At 61.5% G+C, this 16,823-nt stretch carries 30 protein-coding genes; 29 read left to right on the top strand and 1 reads right to left on the bottom strand.

Going from position 1 to position 16,823, the window contains the following annotated elements; genetic code table 11:
- Positions 1-30: 30 nt before the first annotated feature.
- From rpsJ to C84B14_RS16990, 29 genes are all read left to right on the top strand, one after another.
- The gene (rpsJ, locus tag C84B14_RS16850) at positions 31-345 is read left to right on the top strand and encodes a 30S ribosomal protein S10 (RefSeq protein ID WP_006913628.1); all 315 of its coding nucleotides are present in this window, start codon (positions 31-33) and stop codon (positions 343-345) included.
- Positions 346-492: 147 nt separating this feature from the next.
- On the top strand, positions 493-1,200 hold the full coding sequence (gene rplC / locus C84B14_RS16855) for a 50S ribosomal protein L3 (RefSeq protein ID WP_353225846.1): 708 nt from the start codon (positions 493-495) through the stop codon (positions 1,198-1,200).
- A 27-nt stretch (positions 1,201-1,227) separates the two neighbouring features.
- Positions 1,228-1,836 (top strand): 50S ribosomal protein L4, encoded by a 609-nt coding sequence (gene rplD, locus C84B14_RS16860; protein WP_348767720.1) that lies wholly within the window; start codon positions 1,228-1,230, stop codon positions 1,834-1,836.
- Positions 1,833-2,135 (top strand): 50S ribosomal protein L23, encoded by a 303-nt coding sequence (gene rplW, locus C84B14_RS16865; RefSeq protein WP_348767721.1) that lies wholly within the window; start codon positions 1,833-1,835, stop codon positions 2,133-2,135. Before rplD ends, rplW begins: the two co-directional genes overlap by 4 nt.
- 33 nt (positions 2,136-2,168) lie before the next feature.
- Entirely contained in the window at positions 2,169-3,005 is an 837-nt protein-coding gene (rplB, locus tag C84B14_RS16870; protein WP_353225849.1) for a 50S ribosomal protein L2, read from the top strand.
- A gap of 30 nt (positions 3,006-3,035) precedes the next feature.
- Positions 3,036-3,305, top strand: a complete 270-nt coding sequence (gene rpsS / locus C84B14_RS16875; RefSeq protein WP_006913633.1) for a 30S ribosomal protein S19 — start codon at positions 3,036-3,038, stop codon at positions 3,303-3,305.
- A 17-nt stretch (positions 3,306-3,322) separates the two neighbouring features.
- Positions 3,323-3,655 carry a 50S ribosomal protein L22 gene (rplV, locus tag C84B14_RS16880; RefSeq protein WP_348767723.1) on the top strand — a complete coding sequence of 111 codons (333 nt, stop codon included), beginning with the start codon at positions 3,323-3,325 and terminating at the stop codon, positions 3,653-3,655.
- 12 nt (positions 3,656-3,667) lie between these two features.
- Positions 3,668-4,348, top strand: coding sequence for a 30S ribosomal protein S3 (gene rpsC / locus C84B14_RS16885; protein WP_353225851.1), 681 nt, complete (start codon positions 3,668-3,670; stop codon positions 4,346-4,348).
- 6 nt (positions 4,349-4,354) lie between these two features.
- The gene (gene rplP, locus C84B14_RS16890; protein WP_006913636.1) at positions 4,355-4,768 is read left to right on the top strand and encodes a 50S ribosomal protein L16; all 414 of its coding nucleotides are present in this window, start codon (positions 4,355-4,357) and stop codon (positions 4,766-4,768) included.
- Positions 4,769-4,776: 8 nt separating this feature from the next.
- The gene (gene rpmC / locus C84B14_RS16895; RefSeq protein WP_293626216.1) at positions 4,777-4,965 is read left to right on the top strand and encodes a 50S ribosomal protein L29; all 189 of its coding nucleotides are present in this window, start codon (positions 4,777-4,779) and stop codon (positions 4,963-4,965) included.
- Between the two features lie 13 nt (positions 4,966-4,978).
- Positions 4,979-5,287 (top strand): 30S ribosomal protein S17, encoded by a 309-nt coding sequence (rpsQ, locus tag C84B14_RS16900; RefSeq protein ID WP_348767725.1) that lies wholly within the window; start codon positions 4,979-4,981, stop codon positions 5,285-5,287.
- Between the two features lie 9 nt (positions 5,288-5,296).
- Positions 5,297-5,662 carry a 50S ribosomal protein L14 gene (gene rplN / locus C84B14_RS16905; RefSeq protein ID WP_006913639.1) on the top strand — a complete coding sequence of 122 codons (366 nt, stop codon included), beginning with the start codon at positions 5,297-5,299 and terminating at the stop codon, positions 5,660-5,662.
- The gene (gene rplX / locus C84B14_RS16910; protein WP_348767726.1) at positions 5,659-5,988 is read left to right on the top strand and encodes a 50S ribosomal protein L24; all 330 of its coding nucleotides are present in this window, start codon (positions 5,659-5,661) and stop codon (positions 5,986-5,988) included. The genes rplN and rplX overlap by 4 nt, the downstream gene beginning before the upstream one ends.
- Positions 5,989-6,009: 21 nt before the next feature.
- A complete protein-coding gene (gene rplE, locus C84B14_RS16915) occupies positions 6,010-6,570 on the top strand; it encodes a 50S ribosomal protein L5 (protein ID WP_348767727.1) in 561 nt (186 codons plus the stop codon).
- Positions 6,571-6,591: 21 nt separating this feature from the next.
- The gene (gene rpsN, locus C84B14_RS16920) at positions 6,592-6,897 is read left to right on the top strand and encodes a 30S ribosomal protein S14 (protein WP_006913642.1); all 306 of its coding nucleotides are present in this window, start codon (positions 6,592-6,594) and stop codon (positions 6,895-6,897) included.
- Between the two features lie 24 nt (positions 6,898-6,921).
- Entirely contained in the window at positions 6,922-7,317 is a 396-nt protein-coding gene (rpsH, locus tag C84B14_RS16925; RefSeq protein WP_348767728.1) for a 30S ribosomal protein S8, read from the top strand.
- A 32-nt stretch (positions 7,318-7,349) separates the two neighbouring features.
- A complete protein-coding gene (gene rplF / locus C84B14_RS16930; RefSeq protein WP_353225854.1) occupies positions 7,350-7,880 on the top strand; it encodes a 50S ribosomal protein L6 in 531 nt (176 codons plus the stop codon).
- Positions 7,881-7,925: 45 nt separating this feature from the next.
- Positions 7,926-8,282, top strand: a complete 357-nt coding sequence (rplR, locus tag C84B14_RS16935) for a 50S ribosomal protein L18 (RefSeq protein ID WP_293626230.1) — start codon at positions 7,926-7,928, stop codon at positions 8,280-8,282.
- Between the two features lie 14 nt (positions 8,283-8,296).
- Positions 8,297-8,806: a 30S ribosomal protein S5 gene (rpsE, locus tag C84B14_RS16940; RefSeq protein ID WP_293626232.1), complete on the top strand. Its 510-nt coding sequence runs from the start codon at positions 8,297-8,299 to the stop codon at positions 8,804-8,806.
- Positions 8,807-8,818: 12 nt separating this feature from the next.
- Positions 8,819-9,004, top strand: a complete 186-nt coding sequence (gene rpmD, locus C84B14_RS16945) for a 50S ribosomal protein L30 (RefSeq protein ID WP_293626234.1) — start codon at positions 8,819-8,821, stop codon at positions 9,002-9,004.
- A gap of 1 nt (position 9,005) precedes the next feature.
- Complete coding sequence (rplO, locus tag C84B14_RS16950; RefSeq protein WP_353225857.1) at positions 9,006-9,434, top strand: 50S ribosomal protein L15; 429 nt, start codon at positions 9,006-9,008, stop codon at positions 9,432-9,434.
- A gap of 2 nt (positions 9,435-9,436) precedes the next feature.
- Entirely contained in the window at positions 9,437-10,795 is a 1,359-nt protein-coding gene (gene secY, locus C84B14_RS16955; protein ID WP_348766975.1) for a preprotein translocase subunit SecY, read from the top strand.
- A 76-nt stretch (positions 10,796-10,871) separates the two neighbouring features.
- The gene (gene rpmJ, locus C84B14_RS16960; protein ID WP_006913650.1) at positions 10,872-10,988 is read left to right on the top strand and encodes a 50S ribosomal protein L36; all 117 of its coding nucleotides are present in this window, start codon (positions 10,872-10,874) and stop codon (positions 10,986-10,988) included.
- A 121-nt stretch (positions 10,989-11,109) separates the two neighbouring features.
- Complete coding sequence (rpsM, locus tag C84B14_RS16965; RefSeq protein WP_348766974.1) at positions 11,110-11,466, top strand: 30S ribosomal protein S13; 357 nt, start codon at positions 11,110-11,112, stop codon at positions 11,464-11,466.
- A 33-nt stretch (positions 11,467-11,499) separates the two neighbouring features.
- A complete protein-coding gene (gene rpsK / locus C84B14_RS16970; RefSeq protein WP_006913652.1) occupies positions 11,500-11,904 on the top strand; it encodes a 30S ribosomal protein S11 in 405 nt (134 codons plus the stop codon).
- Between the two features lie 37 nt (positions 11,905-11,941).
- The gene (gene rpsD, locus C84B14_RS16975; RefSeq protein WP_348766973.1) at positions 11,942-12,565 is read left to right on the top strand and encodes a 30S ribosomal protein S4; all 624 of its coding nucleotides are present in this window, start codon (positions 11,942-11,944) and stop codon (positions 12,563-12,565) included.
- A gap of 36 nt (positions 12,566-12,601) precedes the next feature.
- Entirely contained in the window at positions 12,602-13,588 is a 987-nt protein-coding gene (locus C84B14_RS16980) for a DNA-directed RNA polymerase subunit alpha (RefSeq protein WP_348766972.1), read from the top strand.
- Between the two features lie 34 nt (positions 13,589-13,622).
- Complete coding sequence (gene rplQ, locus C84B14_RS16985) at positions 13,623-14,024, top strand: 50S ribosomal protein L17 (protein WP_353225859.1); 402 nt, start codon at positions 13,623-13,625, stop codon at positions 14,022-14,024.
- A gap of 155 nt (positions 14,025-14,179) precedes the next feature.
- Positions 14,180-15,211 (top strand): DUF481 domain-containing protein, encoded by a 1,032-nt coding sequence (locus C84B14_RS16990; RefSeq protein ID WP_353225861.1) that lies wholly within the window; start codon positions 14,180-14,182, stop codon positions 15,209-15,211.
- Between the two features lie 150 nt (positions 15,212-15,361).
- Here C84B14_RS16990 and C84B14_RS16995 read toward each other — a convergent pair whose 3' ends face one another.
- Positions 15,362-16,210 (bottom strand): symmetrical bis(5'-nucleosyl)-tetraphosphatase, encoded by an 849-nt coding sequence (locus tag C84B14_RS16995; RefSeq protein WP_353225863.1) that lies wholly within the window; start codon positions 16,208-16,210, stop codon positions 15,362-15,364.
- Positions 16,211-16,823: the final 613 nt, after the last annotated feature.

Genomic DNA, 16,823 nt, shown 5'->3' on the forward strand with positions numbered 1-16,823 from the left:
CGGCGTCGTGACCAAGATTACGGAATAAACATGGCCGCAAGTCAGAACATTCGTATCCGTCTCAAGGCCTTCGATCATCGTTTGATCGACAAGTCGGCCCGCGAGATCGTGGAAACCGCCAAGCGCACGGGTGCGCAGGTGCATGGCCCGATCCCGCTGCCGACCCGCAAGGAGCGCTACACGATCCTGATCTCGCCGCACGTCAACAAGGACGCGCGGGACCAGTACGAGATCCGTACGCACAAGCGTATGATGGATATCGTGGAGCCCACGGAGAAGACCGTGGACGCGCTTATGAAGCTGGATCTTGCTGCGGGCGTCGACGTCCAAATTAAATTGCAGTAAGACCGAGACAAATCGGTTGCGGTCTGGTATAGTCCGCGGCCCTGGCGAACGAAGCCCGCATCACGCGGGCTTCGTTTACTGGATGCAACCAAACTTGAACTGTCGCCCCCTCTAGCGAGTGGCGATAAGCGAGAAGGTACTTAACACATGGCTATTGGATTGGTAGGTCGCAAGCGCGGCATGTCTCGCGTTTTCGACGAAAACGGCGTGTCCGTTCCGGTAACGGTCGTCGAGGTCGAGCCGAATCGCGTTGTCCAGATGAAGGACGGCGACAGTGACGGTTATCGCGCGGTACAGGTCACCACGGGCACGCGGCGTGCAAGTCGCGTAACCAAGGCGGCGGCAGGTCACTTCAAGAAGGCCGGCGTCGAAGCGGGCCGTGGCCTGTGGGAATTCCGCGTTGAGGGTGACTGGCCGACGGTGCCGGTTGAAGCGCCGCAGCCGGCCGCAGAAGGCGAAGAGCCGGCCGAGGCGGAGCAGGTGGAGCTGGCCGTGGGTGGCGAGCTGACGGTTTCGCTGTTTGCGGAAGGTCAGATCGTCGACGTGGTTGGTCGTTCGATCGGTAAGGGTTATGGCGGCGTGATCAAGCGTCATAACTTCCGTTCGCAGCGCATGTCGCATGGTAACTCGAAGGCGCATCGTGCGCCGGGTTCCATCGGTCAGAACCAGTCGCCCGGACACGTGTTCAAGGGCAAGAAAATGGCCGGTCAGCTGGGTAACGCGCGCACCACGGTACAGAACCTTCGGGTTGTACGTGTGGATGCCGAGCGCAACCTGATCCTGATCGAGGGCGGCGTTCCGGGCGCGAAGGGCGGTGACGTGGTCATCAGTCCCGCGGTCAAGAAGGCCGGCTAGGCCCGACTTTTACGACAGGCATAAGTCATGGAACTTAATTTGGCAGCAGGCGGCAAGACGGTATCGGTTTCCGACGCTATCTTCGCGCGCCCGTTTAACAAGGATCTGGTTCATCAGATCGTCACGGCCTACCTCGCCGGTTCGCGTGCTGGCACCAAGGCGCAGAAAAACCGTGCCGCGGTCAGCGGTGGCGGCAAGAAGCCCTGGCGCCAGAAAGGCACCGGGCGTGCCCGTGCCGGCACGATTCGTAGTCCGATCTGGACCGGCGGCGGCGTGACCTTTGCGGCGACCCCGCGTGATTATGCGCAGAAGGTCAACCGCAAGATGTATCGAGCTGGCATGAGCGCGATCGTCTCCGAGCTGCTGCGCCAGGATCGTCTTGCGGTCATCGAGGCGCCGGCGCTGGAGGCTCGTAGCACGAAGGGTCTGATCAAGGCTCTGGCAGATCAGGATTGCGAGCCGCGCGGTCTCATCGTCGTCTCGGAAGTCGACGACAAGCTGGGCTATTCGGCCAACAACGTCGTCGGGCTGGATGTAGTCGCGGTAAACGCGCTGGATCCGGTGGTTCTGGTCGGTGCCGAAAAAGTGCTCATCACGGAAGAGGCGCTGCGCGCCCTTGAAGGTTGGCTGCAATGAACCAGGAACGCATTTTCCAGATTCTGCGCGCGCCCCATATCTCTGAAAAGAGCACGGTGGTCGCGGACGCACATAATCAGGTGGTCTTCGAAGTCGCAAAGACGGCGACGAAGCCCGAGATCAAGGCAGCGGTCGCCGCGCTGTTCGACGTCAAGGTCGAAGGCGTGACGACGGTCAATGCCAAGCCGAAGCTGAAACGGTTTCGCGGTCGGCCCGGCGTGCGCAGTGGCTGGAAGAAGGCCTACGTCACGTTGGCTCAGGGCGAGGAAATCGATTTCCTCGACGGCGCCACCCAGTAAGCGCTCGTAGCAAGCGCCAAAAGGTAAGAAACTATGGCACTCAAGAAAGCCAAGCCGACATCCGCGGGTCGTCGCTTTGTCGTCAGCGTCAAGGATGCGACGCTGCATAACGGCAAGCCCGAGTCGTCGCTTGTCGTCAAGAAGCATAAGCAGGGCGGTCGTAACAACAACGGTCGCATCACCGTTCGGCATCGTGGTGGCGGCCATCGTCAGCATTATCGTCTGGTCGATTTCAAGCGCGACAAGGACGGCGTGCCGGCCAAGGTCGAGCGCCTCGAATACGACCCGAACCGTAGCGCGAACATCGCGCTGCTGTGCTACGCGGATGGCGAGCGTCGCTACATTATCGCGCCGCGCGGCGTGACGGTGGATACCAAGATCATGTCGGGTCCGCAGTCGCCGATCCGCCCGGGCAATGCTTTGCCGCTGGCAAGCATTCCGGTGGGCACGACGGTGCACTGCGTTGAAATGCGCCCCGGCAAGGGTGCGCAGCTCGGCCGCAGCGCCGGCGCTGCCGTGCAGGTTGCTGCGCGTGCCGGCGAATATGCCGTTCTTCGCTTGAAGTCCGGCGAGACGCGACGTGTGCACATCAACTGCCGGGCCACGGTTGGCGAAGTCGGCAACTACGAGCACAGCCTGCGTCAGCTCGGCAAGGCCGGCGCCACGCGCTGGCGTGGTCGTCGCCCGACCGTACGCGGCGTGGCGATGAACCCGGTGGATCACCCGCATGGTGGTGGTGAAGGCCGGACCAGTGGCGGTCGTCATCCGACCAGCCCCTGGGGTTGGAAGACCAAGGGTTTCAAGACGCGTGCTAACAAGCGCACCGACGGCATGATTGTTCGTCGCAGCGTCAAGCGTAAGAAGCGGTAAGCCGCGTTTTATAAAGGCACAGGAATAGCTATGCCCCGTTCAATCAAGAAAGGCCCGTTCGTCGACCTGCATCTCGCCGCCAAGGTGGAAGCAGCCGCGAACAGCAGCACCAAGCGGCCGATCAAAACCTGGTCGCGTCGCTCGATGGTGACGCCCGACATGATCGGCTTGACGATTGCCGTGCATAACGGTCGTCAGCACGTGCCGGTGTTCGTGTCGGAAAACATGGTCGGCCACAAGCTTGGCGAGTTTTCCCCGACGCGGACCTTCAAGGGTCACCTGGGCGACCGCAAGGGTTAAGGCGAGGACTTATTAATATGGAATCGTTCGCCAAACTTCGTTTCGCGCGTATCTCGCCGCAGAAAGTTCGTCTTGTTGCCGATGAGGTGCGGGGCATGCCGGTCGAGCGTGCGCTGGAAACGCTGCAGTTTTCGAGCAAGAAAGCGGCGCATATCGTGCGCAAGGTGCTCGAGTCGGCAGTTGCCAACGCCGAGCACAATGAAGGCGCCGATATCGACGAGCTCAAGGTATCCACGATCATGGTTGACGAAGGTCCGACCATGAAACGGATGAAGCCTCGAGCCCGCGGTCGCGCCGATCGGATTTTCAAGCGTACGAGTCACGTGACGATTCGCGTCGCAGACAAGTAAACGGATAAAGATATGGGTCATAAAGTACATCCTGTCGGTTTCCGTCTCGGTATTACCTCCGAGTGGAGCTCGCGCTGGTATGCAGAGAACGCCGGCTATCGCGACGCGCTGAATACGGATCTGGAGATTCGTGATTTCATTCGCGAAAAGCTGGCGCATGCCTCGGTCAGCCGTATTCAGATCGATCGTCCGGCGCGTAGTGCGCGGATCACGCTGCATACGGCGCGTCCGGGCATCGTCATCGGCAAGAAGGGCGAGGATATCGACAAGCTGCGTTCGGAAGTGTCCGAGCGCATGGGCGTGCCCGTGCATCTGTCGGTCGAAGAGATTCGCCGTCCGGAGCTCGACGCCCTGCTCGTGGCCCAGAATATCGCCCAGCAGCTCGAGCGCCGCATCATGTTCCGTCGCGCGATGAAGCGCGCGGTGGGCAACGCGATGCGCCTGGGTGCGGGCGGTATCCGCGTTAACGTCGCCGGCCGTCTCAACGGTGCCGAAATCGCGCGTACGGAATGGTATCGCGACGGCCGCGTGCCGCTGCATACGCTGCGTGCCGACATCGACTACGGCCTGGCTGAAGCCAAGACCACCTACGGCGTTCTCGGCGTCAAGGTCTGGATCTTCAAGGGCGAAGTGTTCGACACCGATCCCAAGATCGAAGAAAAGCCCGCCGATACCGGCGCGGCCGCGGGGTAAACAACCATGTTGCAACCGAAACGAGTCAAGTTCCGCAAGGTTCAGAAAGGCCGCAACCGTGGTCTGGCCCAGCGCGGTAATGCCGTGAGCTTCGGCGAGTACGGCCTGAAGGCGGTCGAACGTGGTCGCCTGACCGCACGCCAGATCGAAGCGGCGCGTCGTGCCATGACCCGTCACATCAAGCGTGGCGGCAAGACCTGGATTCGCGTGTTTCCCGACAAGCCGGTTACCAAGAAGCCCATCGAGGTTCGTATGGGTAAGGGCAAGGGCAACGTCGAGTTCTGGGTGGCCAAGGTGCAGCCCGGCTCCATGCTTTACGAAATGGAAGGCGTGAGCCGCGAAGTCGCCCAGGAAGCCTTCCGCCTGGCGGCGTCGAAGCTGCCGGTGAAGACGGCCTTTGTCGAACGCAAGATTCTGTAGAGGCGAAGATGAAAGCGAAAGAACTGCGCGAGAAATCGCCTGAAGATCTAGAAAAGGAATTGCTCTCGCTGCGTCGCGAGCAGTTCAACCTGCGCATGCAGCAGGCCACGGGCCAGCTGTCGCAGACCCATCAGTTCGGCGTCATTCGTCGTGACATCGCGCGCATCAAGACCGTGCTGCGCGAAGCCGGCAAATAGGAACAGTTGAGCCATGAGCGAAACGAGCGAAAACAACAGCACCGCCGCCGAGCAGGACAAGCGTCAGCGCGTTCTGGCCGGCAAGGTCGTGAGTAACGCGATGGACAAGACCATTGTCGTGCTCATCGAGCGGCGCACGCAGCACCCGCTGTACGGCAAGTACATCCGTCGGAGTACGCGTCTCAAGGCGCACGATCCGGAGAATACTTGCCAGGTGGGCGATTTCGTTGAAATCGCTGAGGGTCGCCCGGTGTCCCGCCGCAAGGCGTGGTCGCTGCGGCGCGTGGTCGAGAAGGCCGGCGAATTCGATACCGCAGGATAAACGACAGCCATGATCCAGACAGAATCGGTACTCAATGCCGCCGATAACAGCGGCGCGCGCCGCGTCCAGTGCATCAAGGTGCTGGGCGGCTCGCATCGTCGTTACGCGCGCGTTGGCGACATCATCAAGGTCAGCGTCAAGGACGCGATCCCGCGTGGTCGTGTCAAGAAAGGCGAAGTGATGAACGCGGTGGTCGTGCGTACACGTCACGGTGTCCGTCGCAACGACGGATCGCTGATCCGCTTCGACAACAACGCCGCCGTGCTGCTCAACAACAACAACGAGCCGATCGGCACCCGTATTTTCGGGCCGGTCACGCGCGAGCTGCGTGAGAAGTTCATGCGCATCATCTCGCTTGCGCCGGAGGTTCTATGAGCTCCAGAAAGATTCGTAGCGGTGACGAAGTCATCGTGATCAGCGGCAAGGATCGCGGTCGTCGCGGCACGGTCAACCGTGTACTCGAGGACAAGGTCGTTGTCGAAGGCATCAACATTGCGAAAAAGCATGTCCGTGCGGACCCGAATCAGGGCATCCAGGGCGGCATCGAAGAGCGGGAAATGCCGCTGCATGTTTCGAACGTGATGCTGTACAACCCGGACACCCAGAAGGGCGAACGGGTCGGTTTCAAGTGGCTGGGCGAAGGTTCGGATCGGCGCAAGGTCCGTATCTACAAATCGTCCGGCGAAGTGGTCGACGCGTAGGTGAACGACATGGAAAACGCCATGGAAAATACGAGCAAACATCCCGCGCGCTTGAAATCGGTGTATGCCGATCAAATCGTACCCAAGCTGATGGAGCAATTTGGCTTCAGCAGCCCGATGGCGGCGCCGCGTGTCACCAAGATCACGCTCAATATGGGTGTGGGCGAAGCGGTGTCCGATCGCAAGGTGATCGAGTCGGCGATGGCTGATATGGCCAAGATCGCCGGCCAGAAGCCGGTGATGACCCGGGCACGCAAGTCGGTGGCCGGTTTCAAGATCCGCGAGGGTTGGCCGATCGGCTGCAAGGTGACGCTGCGTCGCACCCAGATGTACGAGTTTCTGGATCGGCTGGTGAACGTATCGCTGCCGCGTATCCGTGACTTTCGTGGGTTGAATCCGCGCGCGTTCGACGGGCGTGGCAACTATAGCCTCGGTATCCGTGAGCAGATCGTGTTCCCGGAAATCGATTACGACCGGGTCGATGCGCTTCGCGGTATGGATATCGTGATCTCGACCTCGGCCAAGAACGACGAAGAGGGGCGCGCGCTGCTGGACGGGTTCAATTTCCCGTTCCGCAAGTAACCGGCCCCGGAGACCCCAAGTATGGCAAAGAAAAGCATGATCGCCCGCGATCGCAAGCGCATGAAGCTGGTGGCGAAATACGCCGAAAAGCGCGCCGCGATCAAGGAACGTATCAACGACCCGGAGGCGACGCCTGAAGAGCGTTTTGCCGCTGCGCAGGAACTGCAGGCGCTGCCGCGCGATGCCAGCCCGACACGGGTGACGCGTCGTTGTCAGGCGACCGGTCGTCCGCGCGGTGTTTACCGCAAGTTCGGGCTCTCGCGTAACAAATTGCGGGAAGCCGCAATGCGCGGTGAAGTGCCCGGTCTCGTTATGTCCTCCTGGTAGGCCACAGAAAAGGTATCGGTACGCATGAGTATGACTGACCCCATCGCCGACATGTTGACCCGTATCCGTAACGGGCAGTCGGCAGATAAGGAAAGCGTCGAAATGCCCTCGTCCAAGCTGAAACTGGCGATTGCCCAGGTGCTGCAGGACGAAGGCTACATCTCCGGATTCGAAACCGTCGACCTGGACGGCAAGCCGCGTTTGCGCGTGGCGCTCAAGTACTTCCAGGGCCACGGCGTGATCGAGCACATCGAGCGGGTGTCCAAGCCCGGTCTGCGCGTCTATCGGGGCAAGAAGGAAGTGCCCACGGTTGTCGGTGGCCTCGGTATCTCGATCGTGTCCACGTCGCAGGGCGTGATGACCGACCGTGCGGCCCGTGAGGCTGGTCATGGCGGCGAGATTCTCTGCTACGTGTCGTAAGGCACGTCGAGCAACGCACAGGAAGTTCGAATATGTCCAGAGTAGCTAAAGCCCCGGTGAGCTTGCCCAGCGGCGTTGAGTGCAACGTCGCCGAGCGCGACGTGCGGGTGAAGGGCAAGAACGGCGAACTCAGCTTTCGACTGCCGGACGGCGTCGATGTCGAGGTCGCCGACGGTGCCGCCACTGCCAAGCCCACCGGCCGCAAGCCGAATATGGCAATGGCCGGAACGGTGCGTGCGACGGTCGCGAACATGGTTAAAGGCGTCAGCGAAGGCTTCGAGCGCAAGCTCGAGCTGGTGGGCGTGGGCTATCGTGCCCAGGCCCAGGGCGACACCCTGAACCTGTCGCTGGGCCTGTCGCATCCGGTGGCTTACAAAATGCCGCAGGGCGTGACCGTTGCGACGCCGAGCAATACCGAAATCGTGCTTACGGGTGCGGACAAGCAGGTGGTCGGTCAGGCCGCCGCCGAGATCCGCAACTACCGTCCGCCGGAGCCCTACAAGGGCAAGGGTATTCGCTACGCCGACGAGCGCGTGGTTCGCAAGGACGCGAAGAAGAAGTAATCAACGGCGCGTTACATTTACCGCCAACAACAGATTCATTACGCCATGCACAAGAAAACGATTTCGCGACTGCGTCGCGCCCGTCGGGGCCGCATGCACATGCGCAACCTGGGCGCGCATCGCCTGTCTGTACACCGTACGCCGCAGCATATTTATGCTCAGATCGTCGCGCCCGACGGTTCGCGTACAATCGCCAGCGCTTCTACGGTCGAAAAGACCCTGCGCGAGGAATGCGGCAAGACCGGAAACTGTGACGCGGCACGCGTCATCGGCCGGACGATCGCCGACCGGGCCAAGGCTGCGGGCGTAGAAGCCGTGGCGTTCGACCGTTCGGGTTTCGCCTATCACGGTCGAGTCAAGGCACTCGCCGACGCCGCACGTGAAAGCGGCCTGCAGTTCTAACGGGATTTTTCGCAATGGCAACACGTAACGAACAACGCACCGAAGGCGATCTGCTCGAGAAGCTGATCACGGTCAATCGCGTGGCCAAGGTGGTCAAGGGCGGCCGCCAGTTTGGCTTTACCGCGCTCACCGTGGTTGGCGACGGCGAAGGTCGTGTCGGCTTCGGCTATGGCAAGGCGCGCGAAGTGCCGCTGGCCATCGCCAAGGCGATGGAAGCGGCGCGCAAGAGCATGATCCGCGTGCAGATCAAGGAAGGCTCGACGTTGCAGCATGCAATCGTCGGTCGCCACGGCGCCACCAAGGTCATCATGCGTCCGGCCTCCGAAGGTACCGGCGTCATCGCCGGTGGCGGCATGCGTGCCGTGTTCGAAGTCGCCGGCGTGAGCAACGTCCTGGCGAAGAGCTACGGCTCGCGTAACCCGATCAACCTCGTACGCGCGACGATCAACGGGCTGCGTGAAATGCATGACCCCGAGTTCATCGCCGCCAAGCGTGGCAAGTCGGTCGAAGAAATCACGGCTTAACGGAGGCGCGGGATGGCCAGCAAAGAAATCACGATCAAACTCATCAAGAGTCCGATCGGCCGAGTCAAGCGTCATCGCGCTTGCGTACGTGGGCTGGGCCTGCGTCGGCTGCATCATCAGGTGACGGTGGCGGATACGCCGGAAAACCGGGGCATGATCAACAAGATCGTCGACATGCTCGCGATCCAGGAGTCCTAGGATGAAACTCAACGATCTACAGCCCAACGAAGGCGCGCGCAAGCTGCGCAAGCGCGTTGGCCGTGGCCCGGGTTCGGACATGGGCAAGACGGCCGGGCGTGGCCACAAGGGCCAGAAGTCGCGCAGCGGTGGTTACACGAAGATGGGTTTCGAAGGCGGCCAGATGCCGCTGCAGCGGCGTGTGCCCAAGCGCGGCTTTCGTAGCCCGGTCAACGCACCGGCCGAGGTGCGCCTGGACAACCTGAACCGTCTCGAAGGCGACGTCGACCTGGCTGCGCTCAAGGCTGCCGGCGTGGTCGCGCGCGAAGCGCGCCGTGCCAAGGTAATCGCCTCGGGCGAGATCACCGTGGCGGTGAACTTGAAGGGCGTCGCTGCAACGGCCGGCGCGGTCAAGGCCATCGAAGCCGCCGGCGGCAGCGTCGCCGAGTAATCATGGCCAAGCGTCCCAACACTGCAGCGCCCGGCGGCTTCAACCCGAATTCGGGAAGCCTAACGGAAGTGCGTCAGCGCCTGCTGTTTCTGGTGGGTGCGCTGATTGTGTTTCGTATCGGCACGTTCATTCCCGTGCCGGGTATCGATCCGGCCCAGTTGGCGCGACTGTTCGAGCAGCAGGCCGGCACCATCCTCGATGTCGGCGTGATGTTCACCGGCGGCGCTCTCAAGCGCCTGTCGATCTTCGCGCTTGGCGTGATGCCGTATATTTCCGCGTCGATCATCATGCAGTTGATGACGGCGACGGTGCCGGCGCTCAAGGAAATCAAGAAGGAAGGCGAGGCCGGTCGTCGCAAGATTACGCAGTACACGCGTTACGGCACGGTCGCGCTTGCATCGTTCCAGTCGATTGGCACCGGTATTGCGCTCTGGAATCAGGGTATAGCCCAGAGCGGTACCAGCGAATTCAGCTTCATCTTCACGACCGCGGTCTGTTTGACCACGGGCGCGATGTTTTTGATGTGGCTGGGCGAACAGGTGACCGAACGCGGCATTGGTAACGGCATCTCGATGCTGATTTTTGCCGCGATCGTGGCCGGGCTGCCTTCTGCCATTGGCGGCACGCTTGATCTGGTGCGCACCGGCGAGCTGAGTATCTTCTTCGTGATTGCCCTGTTCGTGGGTGCGATGGCGGTGCTGGCGTTTGTCGTGTTCGTGGAACGCGCGCAACGTCGTATCCCGGTGCATCATGCGCAGCGCCAGCGCGGACGCAAGATGTATGCGGCCCAGACCCAACATTTGCCGCTCAAGCTGAACATGGCAGGTGTGATTCCGCCGATCTTCGCTTCGAGCATCATCCTGTTCCCGGCCACCGTGGTCCGGTTTCTGGGCGAGGGCGGTTCGGTCGCAAACTGGGTGTCGAATGCGATCGCCCCGGGTCAGCCGCTGTACGTGCTGTTCTACTCGTTGATGATCGTGTTCTTCTGCTTTTTCTATACCGCGCTCGTATTCGATTCGCGGGAAACGGCGGATAACCTCAAGAAGTCCGGTGCATTCATTCCGGGCGTTCGGCCGGGCATTCAGACGGCGAACTATATCGATACCGTTCTGACCCGGTTGACGGTCGCAGGCGCGGTATACGTTACGGCGGTCTGTCTGCTTCCGGAGTTGTTGATTCTTCAGTACAACGTGCCGTTCTATTTCGGCGGTACTTCGTTGCTGATCATCGTGGTGGTTGTCATGGACTTCATGGCACAGCTACAGGCGCACCTGATGTCGCATCAGTACGAAGGGTTGATGAAGAAGAACAACCTGAAGTCTCAGGGGCGCGGCGGTGCCGGCGCCGGCATGCTCCGCTAGCCGGGGCGTTATCAAGCGCAACAACGATTACACCACCGACCGTTAATTACGGCCGGCGAGATGTCAGAGGTAGGACATGAAAGTTAGAGCATCGGTTAAGAAAATTTGCCGCAATTGCAAAGTCATCCGGCGCAACGGCGCCGTGATGGTGATCTGTTCGACCGACCCGCGCCATAAGCAGCGCCAGGGTTAGTCGAGAAACCTTGTAATCACAGACCAGAAAGGCTATATTGGCGGGCTTTTCCACGGTTGAATATTCGCGGGCGCTACAATGCACGCGACAACCATAGCCCGGTAGCTGGGAGATCAATCGAATGGCGCGAATCGCTGGAGTTAACCTCCCGATCAACAAGCATACGGTGGTGGCGTTGACCTCACTTTACGGCGTCGGGTTTACGCGAGCGCGTGAAATCTGTGCGGCGTCGAACGTGGCAACCGACACCAAGGTCAAGGATCTTACCGAGGGTGAGGTCGAGGCGCTGCGTGCTCAGGTTCAGCAGTACACGATCGAAGGCGATCTTCGGCGTGAGATCTCCATGAACATCAAGCGATTGATGGATCTGGGCTGTTATCGCGGCCTGCGTCATCGTCGCGGTCTTCCGGTGCGCGGTCAGCGTACCAAAACCAATTCGCGCACGCGTAAGGGCCCTCGCCGGCCCATTCGCCGCTAGTTCGTTCTCGCACGAGAGTACAGGTAACGCTTTATGGCGACAGGCACGTCTTCTACAGCATCTCGTACGCGCAAAGCGCGCGCACGCCGCAACGTCACCGACGGCATCGCATTCGTGTATGCCACCTTCAACAACACGATCATCACGATCTCCGATCGTCAGGGTAACGTGTTGTCCTGGTGCACTTCGGGTAGCTGTGGCTTCAAGGGCTCGCGAAAGAGCACGCCGTTCGCAGCGCAGGTCGCTGCCGAGCGTGCCGGTGAGGGCGCGGCGCAATACGGCGTCAAGAATCTCGAGGTTCGGGTGAAAGGCCCGGGTCCGGGGCGCGAAGCCGCCGTGCGCTCGCTCAATGGTGCGGGTTTCAAGGTCACCGGCATCATCGACGTGACCCCGATCCCGCATAACGGCTGTCGTCCGCCCAAGAAGCGCCGCGTCTAACGCGCGCTGGCGACCGAACCGCAACAGGTAGAGAACAATGGCTAAGTACACAGGACCTAAATGCAAGCTTTCGCGCCGGGCAGGCACCGACCTGTTCCTCAAGGGACGCGGCCGTTCGCTGGAAGGTAAGTGCAAGATCGATACGCCGCCGGGTGCCCAGGGCACCCAGCGTCGCCAGCGCCTGTCGGACTATGCCCTGCAGCTGCGCGAAAAGCAGAAGCTGCGGCATATGTACGGCGTGCTGGAGAAGCAGTTCCGCAACTACTACAAGAAGGCCGCGCAGAACAAGGGCGCGACCGGTGTGGTGTTGCTGCAGCAGCTGGAAAGCCGCCTGGATAACGTGGTCTACCGCATGGGCTTTGCTTCCACGCGCGCCGAAGCCCGCCAGCTTGTGAACCACAAGGCGGTGGCGGTCAACGACTATCCGGTCAATATTCCGTCGTACGAGGTAAAGGTGGGCGACACGGTCGCGATCCGTAACCGTGCGAAGCACCAGCCGCGCATTATCGAATCGCTGCAGGTGGCATCGCAGCTCGGCCTGAGTGAGTGGGTCGAGGTGGACGAGAAAGGCCTCAAGGGCACTTTCAAGGCCATTCCGGACCGCGATCAGATGCTGCCGGATATCAACGAGAATCTGGTAGTCGAGCTTTACTCGAAGTAATAGGCGCTGTCACAGACAGCAAGAGGTATTTGCATTATGCAGTCCAGTGAATTGCTGAAACCGCGCCTGGTCGAGGTCGAGCGGGCAAACGAGCGGCGCGCCAAGATCGCGCTCGAGCCGCTCGAGCGTGGCTACGGTCATACGCTCGGCAACGCGATTCGGCGGATCCTGCTGTCCTCGATTCCCGGGGCGGCGATCACCGAAGTCAAGATCGAAGGCGTACTCCACGAGTACACCACGGTTGAGGGTATGCAGGAAGACGTCATCGACGTGCTGCTCAACCTCAAGAACGTGGCGGTACGCATGCACTCGCGTGAAGAAGCGGAGTTGCACCTGCACAAGAGCGGTGAGGGCCCGGTAACTGCCGGCGATATCACCACGGATCACGACGTGGAAATCGTCAATCCGGATCTGGTGATTGCGCATCTGACCAGCGGTGAGCTGCGCATGAGCATGAAGGTCGAGCGTGGTCGTGGCTACCAGCCGGCACAGAGCAAGTCGGAAGTTGGCGACGAAGATACCGGTGCGAGCGAAATCGGCGCGCTGCGTCTGGATGCCAGCTTCAGCCCGATCCGTCGCGTGAGCTATGCGGTCGAGCGTGCGCGTGTCGAACAGCGTACCGACCTCGACAAGCTGGTGCTGGATATAGAAACCAACGGCAGCGTGGAACCGGAAGACGCGGTGCGTACCGCGGCGGCGACGCTGTACGACCAGCTGGCGGTGTTCGTAGACCTCGAAGCGCGCCAGGAATCGAGCCGCAAGGGCGAGACGGGCAAGACCGATCCGGCCCTGCTCAAGCCGATCGAGGACCTCGAGTTGACGGTTCGCTCGACCAACTGCCTGAAGGCAGAAGACATCCACTACGTGGGTGATCTGGTCCAGCGCACCGAAACGGAACTCATGCGTACGCCGAACCTCGGCAAGAAGTCGTTGACCGAAATCAGCGAAGTGCTGGCCGAGCACGGGCTGAAACTCGGTATGACGGTCGAGAACTGGCCGCCGGCCGAACTCGAAAAAGCCTAGCGTTTTTTCGCGAATATAGACTAAGGACAGAGCTATGCGTCATCGCAAGAGCGGTACTAACCTGGGGCGCGAATCCTCGCATCGCGCGGCCATGATGAAAAACATGTCGGCGTCGCTGTTCAAGGCGGAGCTGATCCGGACGACCCTGCCCAAGGCAAAGGAATTGCGCCGGGTTGCAGAGCCGTTGATTACCTTGGGCAAGACCGACACGGTCGCCAACCGGCGACTGGCGTTCGCTCGTCTGCGCGACAAGGAAGCGGTCGGCAAGCTGTTCGGCGAACTGGGCCAGCGCTATGCGCAGCGCCCGGGCGGCTATCTGCGCATTCTCAAGTGCGGCTTTCGTCCCGGCGACAACGCGCCGATGGCGTACGTCGAGCTGGTCGACCGGCCGATGATCGAAGACGACGAAGACGAGGCGGTGGAAGCGTCGGCCTAGGGTCGCCTTCCATGCCTATTGAAAGCCGGCCCTGGGCCGGCTTTTTTTATGGGTAGAATAAGCGCGGTTTCGCGTACTGGTTAAAGGGAGCGTAGATGGATTGGTTCAGGGGTGGTGCGGTGGCTGCGGCCGTCGTTTTGGGGGGTGTCTTGCCTGTGGCCCAAGCAGATACCGTCTTTTTGGAAGACGGCAGTCGCATTAACGGCAAGATCGTGTCGCTGTCGGCGGATAACCTCGTTATCGATACGGCATTTGCCCAGGGGCTCGAGATCGAGCGCGCCCGGTTGACGGGGCTGGCGAGCGACGATGCCGTCGACGTACGTCTCGCGAGTGGCCAATCCACGCGCGCGAAGTTCGGCTACGACGAACAGTCGCGCAGCCAGGTCGTTGCCACCGAAACCAATGCAACGGACGGCCCGTTGACGCTCGACGATGTCAGCCAGATTGCGCCCCGAGTGGTCGCTGCTCAGCAGGAAGACGACGACTATGCGTTGCCCGAGTCCGACAGCTTGCCGCCCGAAGACGCCGATTACTGGTCCGGCGACATTGAAGTCGGGCTGAACGGCCGATCGGGCAATACCGATACCAGCGCTTGGCGCACGCGGCTCTCCGCGTTGCGCGACACGGGCGACACCCGCCTGTCGATGTCGGCCTCGGCCGACCGGGAAGAGGAAGACGACGAGACAACGGCTGAAGAATATCTGGGCAACGCTCGATTCGAGGACGACTTGACCCAGCGCCTGTTCTGGTTTGTGCAGCAGGAGCTCGAGCGCGACGAGTTCGAGGATATCGACCTGCGCTCGCGTAGCCTCATCGGCCCCGGTTATTTCCTGGCGCGGCGCGATCGTCTTACGTTCAAGGTTCGCAGCGGCGTAGGCCACCAATACGAGCGTTACAGCAGCGGCGGCAGCAGCCACGAGGCGATCTTCTCGGCGGGCTGGGATTATGCCCAGCTCGTCGGTGAATGGCTCAAGCTGACCCACGATTTCACCATCTATCCCGAGGTTTCGAACAGCCCGAGCGAAAACTTCATTCTGGAATCAGCGCTCGGCGTCGAGGTGCCGATTGCGAACAGTAACGCCTGGCATCTTCGGGCCGGGCTCGAACACGAGTACAACAACAACCCGGAGCCTGGCGTGGAAGACCTCGACACCACCTACAACCTCGGGGTGGTGCGCGGATTCTAGAAAGCCCTGCACAAGCCGGTGACCGGCAAGGCGGGGCTCACAGACGCTTCGGCTGCGTTGTTGCCGGACTTGAGCTGCCAGGCAGCCAGCCGCTGCGCTTGGACGCCTTGCCGCGCCGGCTGTGAGGACTATAACGCGACCCGCGCCAGGTTATGCGGAGCTTGCCTGGTCGTCGGCCGCGTCTGCCTCCACTTGGACGAGGTACGGCGCGGCCGTATCAAGGCGCAAGGCGCTGAGCTGTCCGCCCCAGGCCGCCCCGGTATCGATGCCCCATACCCGGTGCTCGGGCCAGGCGATCTGCTCAAGGGCTGACCAGTGCCCGAACACGATGCGTTCGCCGGCGGATGCGCGGCGTGGCCAGGCGAACCATGGCACCAGCGTCGGCGGCGCATCGGCCAGCGTCTTCTTGTAATCCATGTCCAGCCCGCCGTCGGCTTTGATGAAACGCTGGCGCGTGAGCGCGTTGGCGATATAGCGCAGGCGTTCGAGCCCGCGCAGCGCCGGCGACCAGTGGGTCGGGGTATCGCCATACAGACCCGCCAGGAACTCGACATGGGCGGGCCCGCGCAACACGGCCTGCAGTTCCTCGGCGTGGCGCTGCGCATCGCCTACCGTCCAGTCGGGCGGGATGCCGGCATGCACCATCGTCCAGTCCATGGCCGTGTCGCGGTGCATGAGCGGGCGATGCCGCAGCCAGTGCAGCAGGTCATCGCGCTCGGGCGCCTCGAGCACCTCGCGCAGGCCCGGCTTGGCCTTGTCGAGTGCGTCCCGGCGCTGGGCGAGCGCAAGCAGGCTCAGGTCGTGATTGCCGAGCACGGTAATGGCACGGTCGCCGAGTGCGCGCACGCGCCGCAGCACGCCGAGCGAATCCGGGCCCCGATTGACCAGATCGCCCACGAACCAGAAGCTCGGGTCGTGGTGATCGGCGCGCAGCCGTTCGATCAGCCGGTCCAGCGCGCCGGCCGCGCCGTGAATGTCACCGATACAGAATATGGCCACGAAGCATGTCCTTGTTGCGAGGGCTTGCGAGTGTGCCGGCACCGAGCGGCTTCTCGTGGAGGCCGCGGGTAACGGCGGGGCACGCGTACGTTCGCATATAAGCGTGATCCACGCGACGGCCGGCCTTGCCTCTAGCCGGCTTTATAACACGACCGAAATACGTGTCGCCGCGCATCTCCAGCGCTGTCCGAGGTCCTTCGGATCCGGGCTGCGGTCGGGTCATTGGCTCGGCCCGAAGATGGATTATTCAACAGGGGAGTTTTCGATGGCCTATAAAACAGCCGACGTCATCGACTGTTTTGATGCCGGATTAATAGCTTGGCGCACCTAGGGTAGGATCTTAGTGCAGGGCGCGGTTTGCCATGCGCAGCGTCTGTGTAGAGCGTTGGTCGCGCCAGCCGCAATCAATTCAAAAGGGTTTGTGCCGATACATGAACACAGGGGCGGGGTTTGCCCCACGCGCGGGCCCTGCGGCCGCAAATCGAAAACGATCTCGAACTCGCCAATGCAATCGCGATGAGCTGTCGGTTGTCGGTATCCGAGGCGAGGCTAACGGGCTGAATCAAAAGGATGACGGTCTGCTAATGTGGGCTTCAATGCCAACTAGGGAAAC

The sequence above is a fragment of the Salinisphaera sp. C84B14 genome (assembly GCF_040361435.1).
Lineage (GTDB): Bacteria > Pseudomonadota > Gammaproteobacteria > Nevskiales > Salinisphaeraceae > Salinisphaera.

Coding starts and splice junctions, on each gene's coding strand:
- rplQ (WP_353225859.1), top strand. CDS start 13,623: ATGCGTCATCGCAAGAGCGGTACTAACCTGGGGCGCGAATCCTCGCAT.
- rplF (WP_353225854.1), top strand. CDS start 7,350: ATGTCCAGAGTAGCTAAAGCCCCGGTGAGCTTGCCCAGCGGCGTTGAG.
- rplO (WP_353225857.1), top strand. CDS start 9,006: ATGAAACTCAACGATCTACAGCCCAACGAAGGCGCGCGCAAGCTGCGC.
- rpsJ (WP_006913628.1), top strand. CDS start 31: ATGGCCGCAAGTCAGAACATTCGTATCCGTCTCAAGGCCTTCGATCAT.
- rplC (WP_353225846.1), top strand. CDS start 493: ATGGCTATTGGATTGGTAGGTCGCAAGCGCGGCATGTCTCGCGTTTTC.
- secY (WP_348766975.1), top strand. CDS start 9,437: ATGGCCAAGCGTCCCAACACTGCAGCGCCCGGCGGCTTCAACCCGAAT.
- rplD (WP_348767720.1), top strand. CDS start 1,228: ATGGAACTTAATTTGGCAGCAGGCGGCAAGACGGTATCGGTTTCCGAC.
- rplE (WP_348767727.1), top strand. CDS start 6,010: ATGGAAAATACGAGCAAACATCCCGCGCGCTTGAAATCGGTGTATGCC.
- rpmC (WP_293626216.1), top strand. CDS start 4,777: ATGAAAGCGAAAGAACTGCGCGAGAAATCGCCTGAAGATCTAGAAAAG.
- rplW (WP_348767721.1), top strand. CDS start 1,833: ATGAACCAGGAACGCATTTTCCAGATTCTGCGCGCGCCCCATATCTCT.
- rpsN (WP_006913642.1), top strand. CDS start 6,592: ATGGCAAAGAAAAGCATGATCGCCCGCGATCGCAAGCGCATGAAGCTG.
- rplP (WP_006913636.1), top strand. CDS start 4,355: ATGTTGCAACCGAAACGAGTCAAGTTCCGCAAGGTTCAGAAAGGCCGC.
- rpmD (WP_293626234.1), top strand. CDS start 8,819: ATGGCCAGCAAAGAAATCACGATCAAACTCATCAAGAGTCCGATCGGC.
- rplX (WP_348767726.1), top strand. CDS start 5,659: ATGAGCTCCAGAAAGATTCGTAGCGGTGACGAAGTCATCGTGATCAGC.
- rplN (WP_006913639.1), top strand. CDS start 5,297: ATGATCCAGACAGAATCGGTACTCAATGCCGCCGATAACAGCGGCGCG.
- rpsS (WP_006913633.1), top strand. CDS start 3,036: ATGCCCCGTTCAATCAAGAAAGGCCCGTTCGTCGACCTGCATCTCGCC.
- rpmJ (WP_006913650.1), top strand. CDS start 10,872: ATGAAAGTTAGAGCATCGGTTAAGAAAATTTGCCGCAATTGCAAAGTC.
- C84B14_RS16980 (WP_348766972.1), top strand. CDS start 12,602: ATGCAGTCCAGTGAATTGCTGAAACCGCGCCTGGTCGAGGTCGAGCGG.
- rplV (WP_348767723.1), top strand. CDS start 3,323: ATGGAATCGTTCGCCAAACTTCGTTTCGCGCGTATCTCGCCGCAGAAA.
- rplB (WP_353225849.1), top strand. CDS start 2,169: ATGGCACTCAAGAAAGCCAAGCCGACATCCGCGGGTCGTCGCTTTGTC.
- rpsC (WP_353225851.1), top strand. CDS start 3,668: ATGGGTCATAAAGTACATCCTGTCGGTTTCCGTCTCGGTATTACCTCC.
- rpsK (WP_006913652.1), top strand. CDS start 11,500: ATGGCGACAGGCACGTCTTCTACAGCATCTCGTACGCGCAAAGCGCGC.
- rpsD (WP_348766973.1), top strand. CDS start 11,942: ATGGCTAAGTACACAGGACCTAAATGCAAGCTTTCGCGCCGGGCAGGC.
- rpsM (WP_348766974.1), top strand. CDS start 11,110: ATGGCGCGAATCGCTGGAGTTAACCTCCCGATCAACAAGCATACGGTG.
- rplR (WP_293626230.1), top strand. CDS start 7,926: ATGCACAAGAAAACGATTTCGCGACTGCGTCGCGCCCGTCGGGGCCGC.
- rpsE (WP_293626232.1), top strand. CDS start 8,297: ATGGCAACACGTAACGAACAACGCACCGAAGGCGATCTGCTCGAGAAG.
- rpsH (WP_348767728.1), top strand. CDS start 6,922: ATGAGTATGACTGACCCCATCGCCGACATGTTGACCCGTATCCGTAAC.
- rpsQ (WP_348767725.1), top strand. CDS start 4,979: ATGAGCGAAACGAGCGAAAACAACAGCACCGCCGCCGAGCAGGACAAG.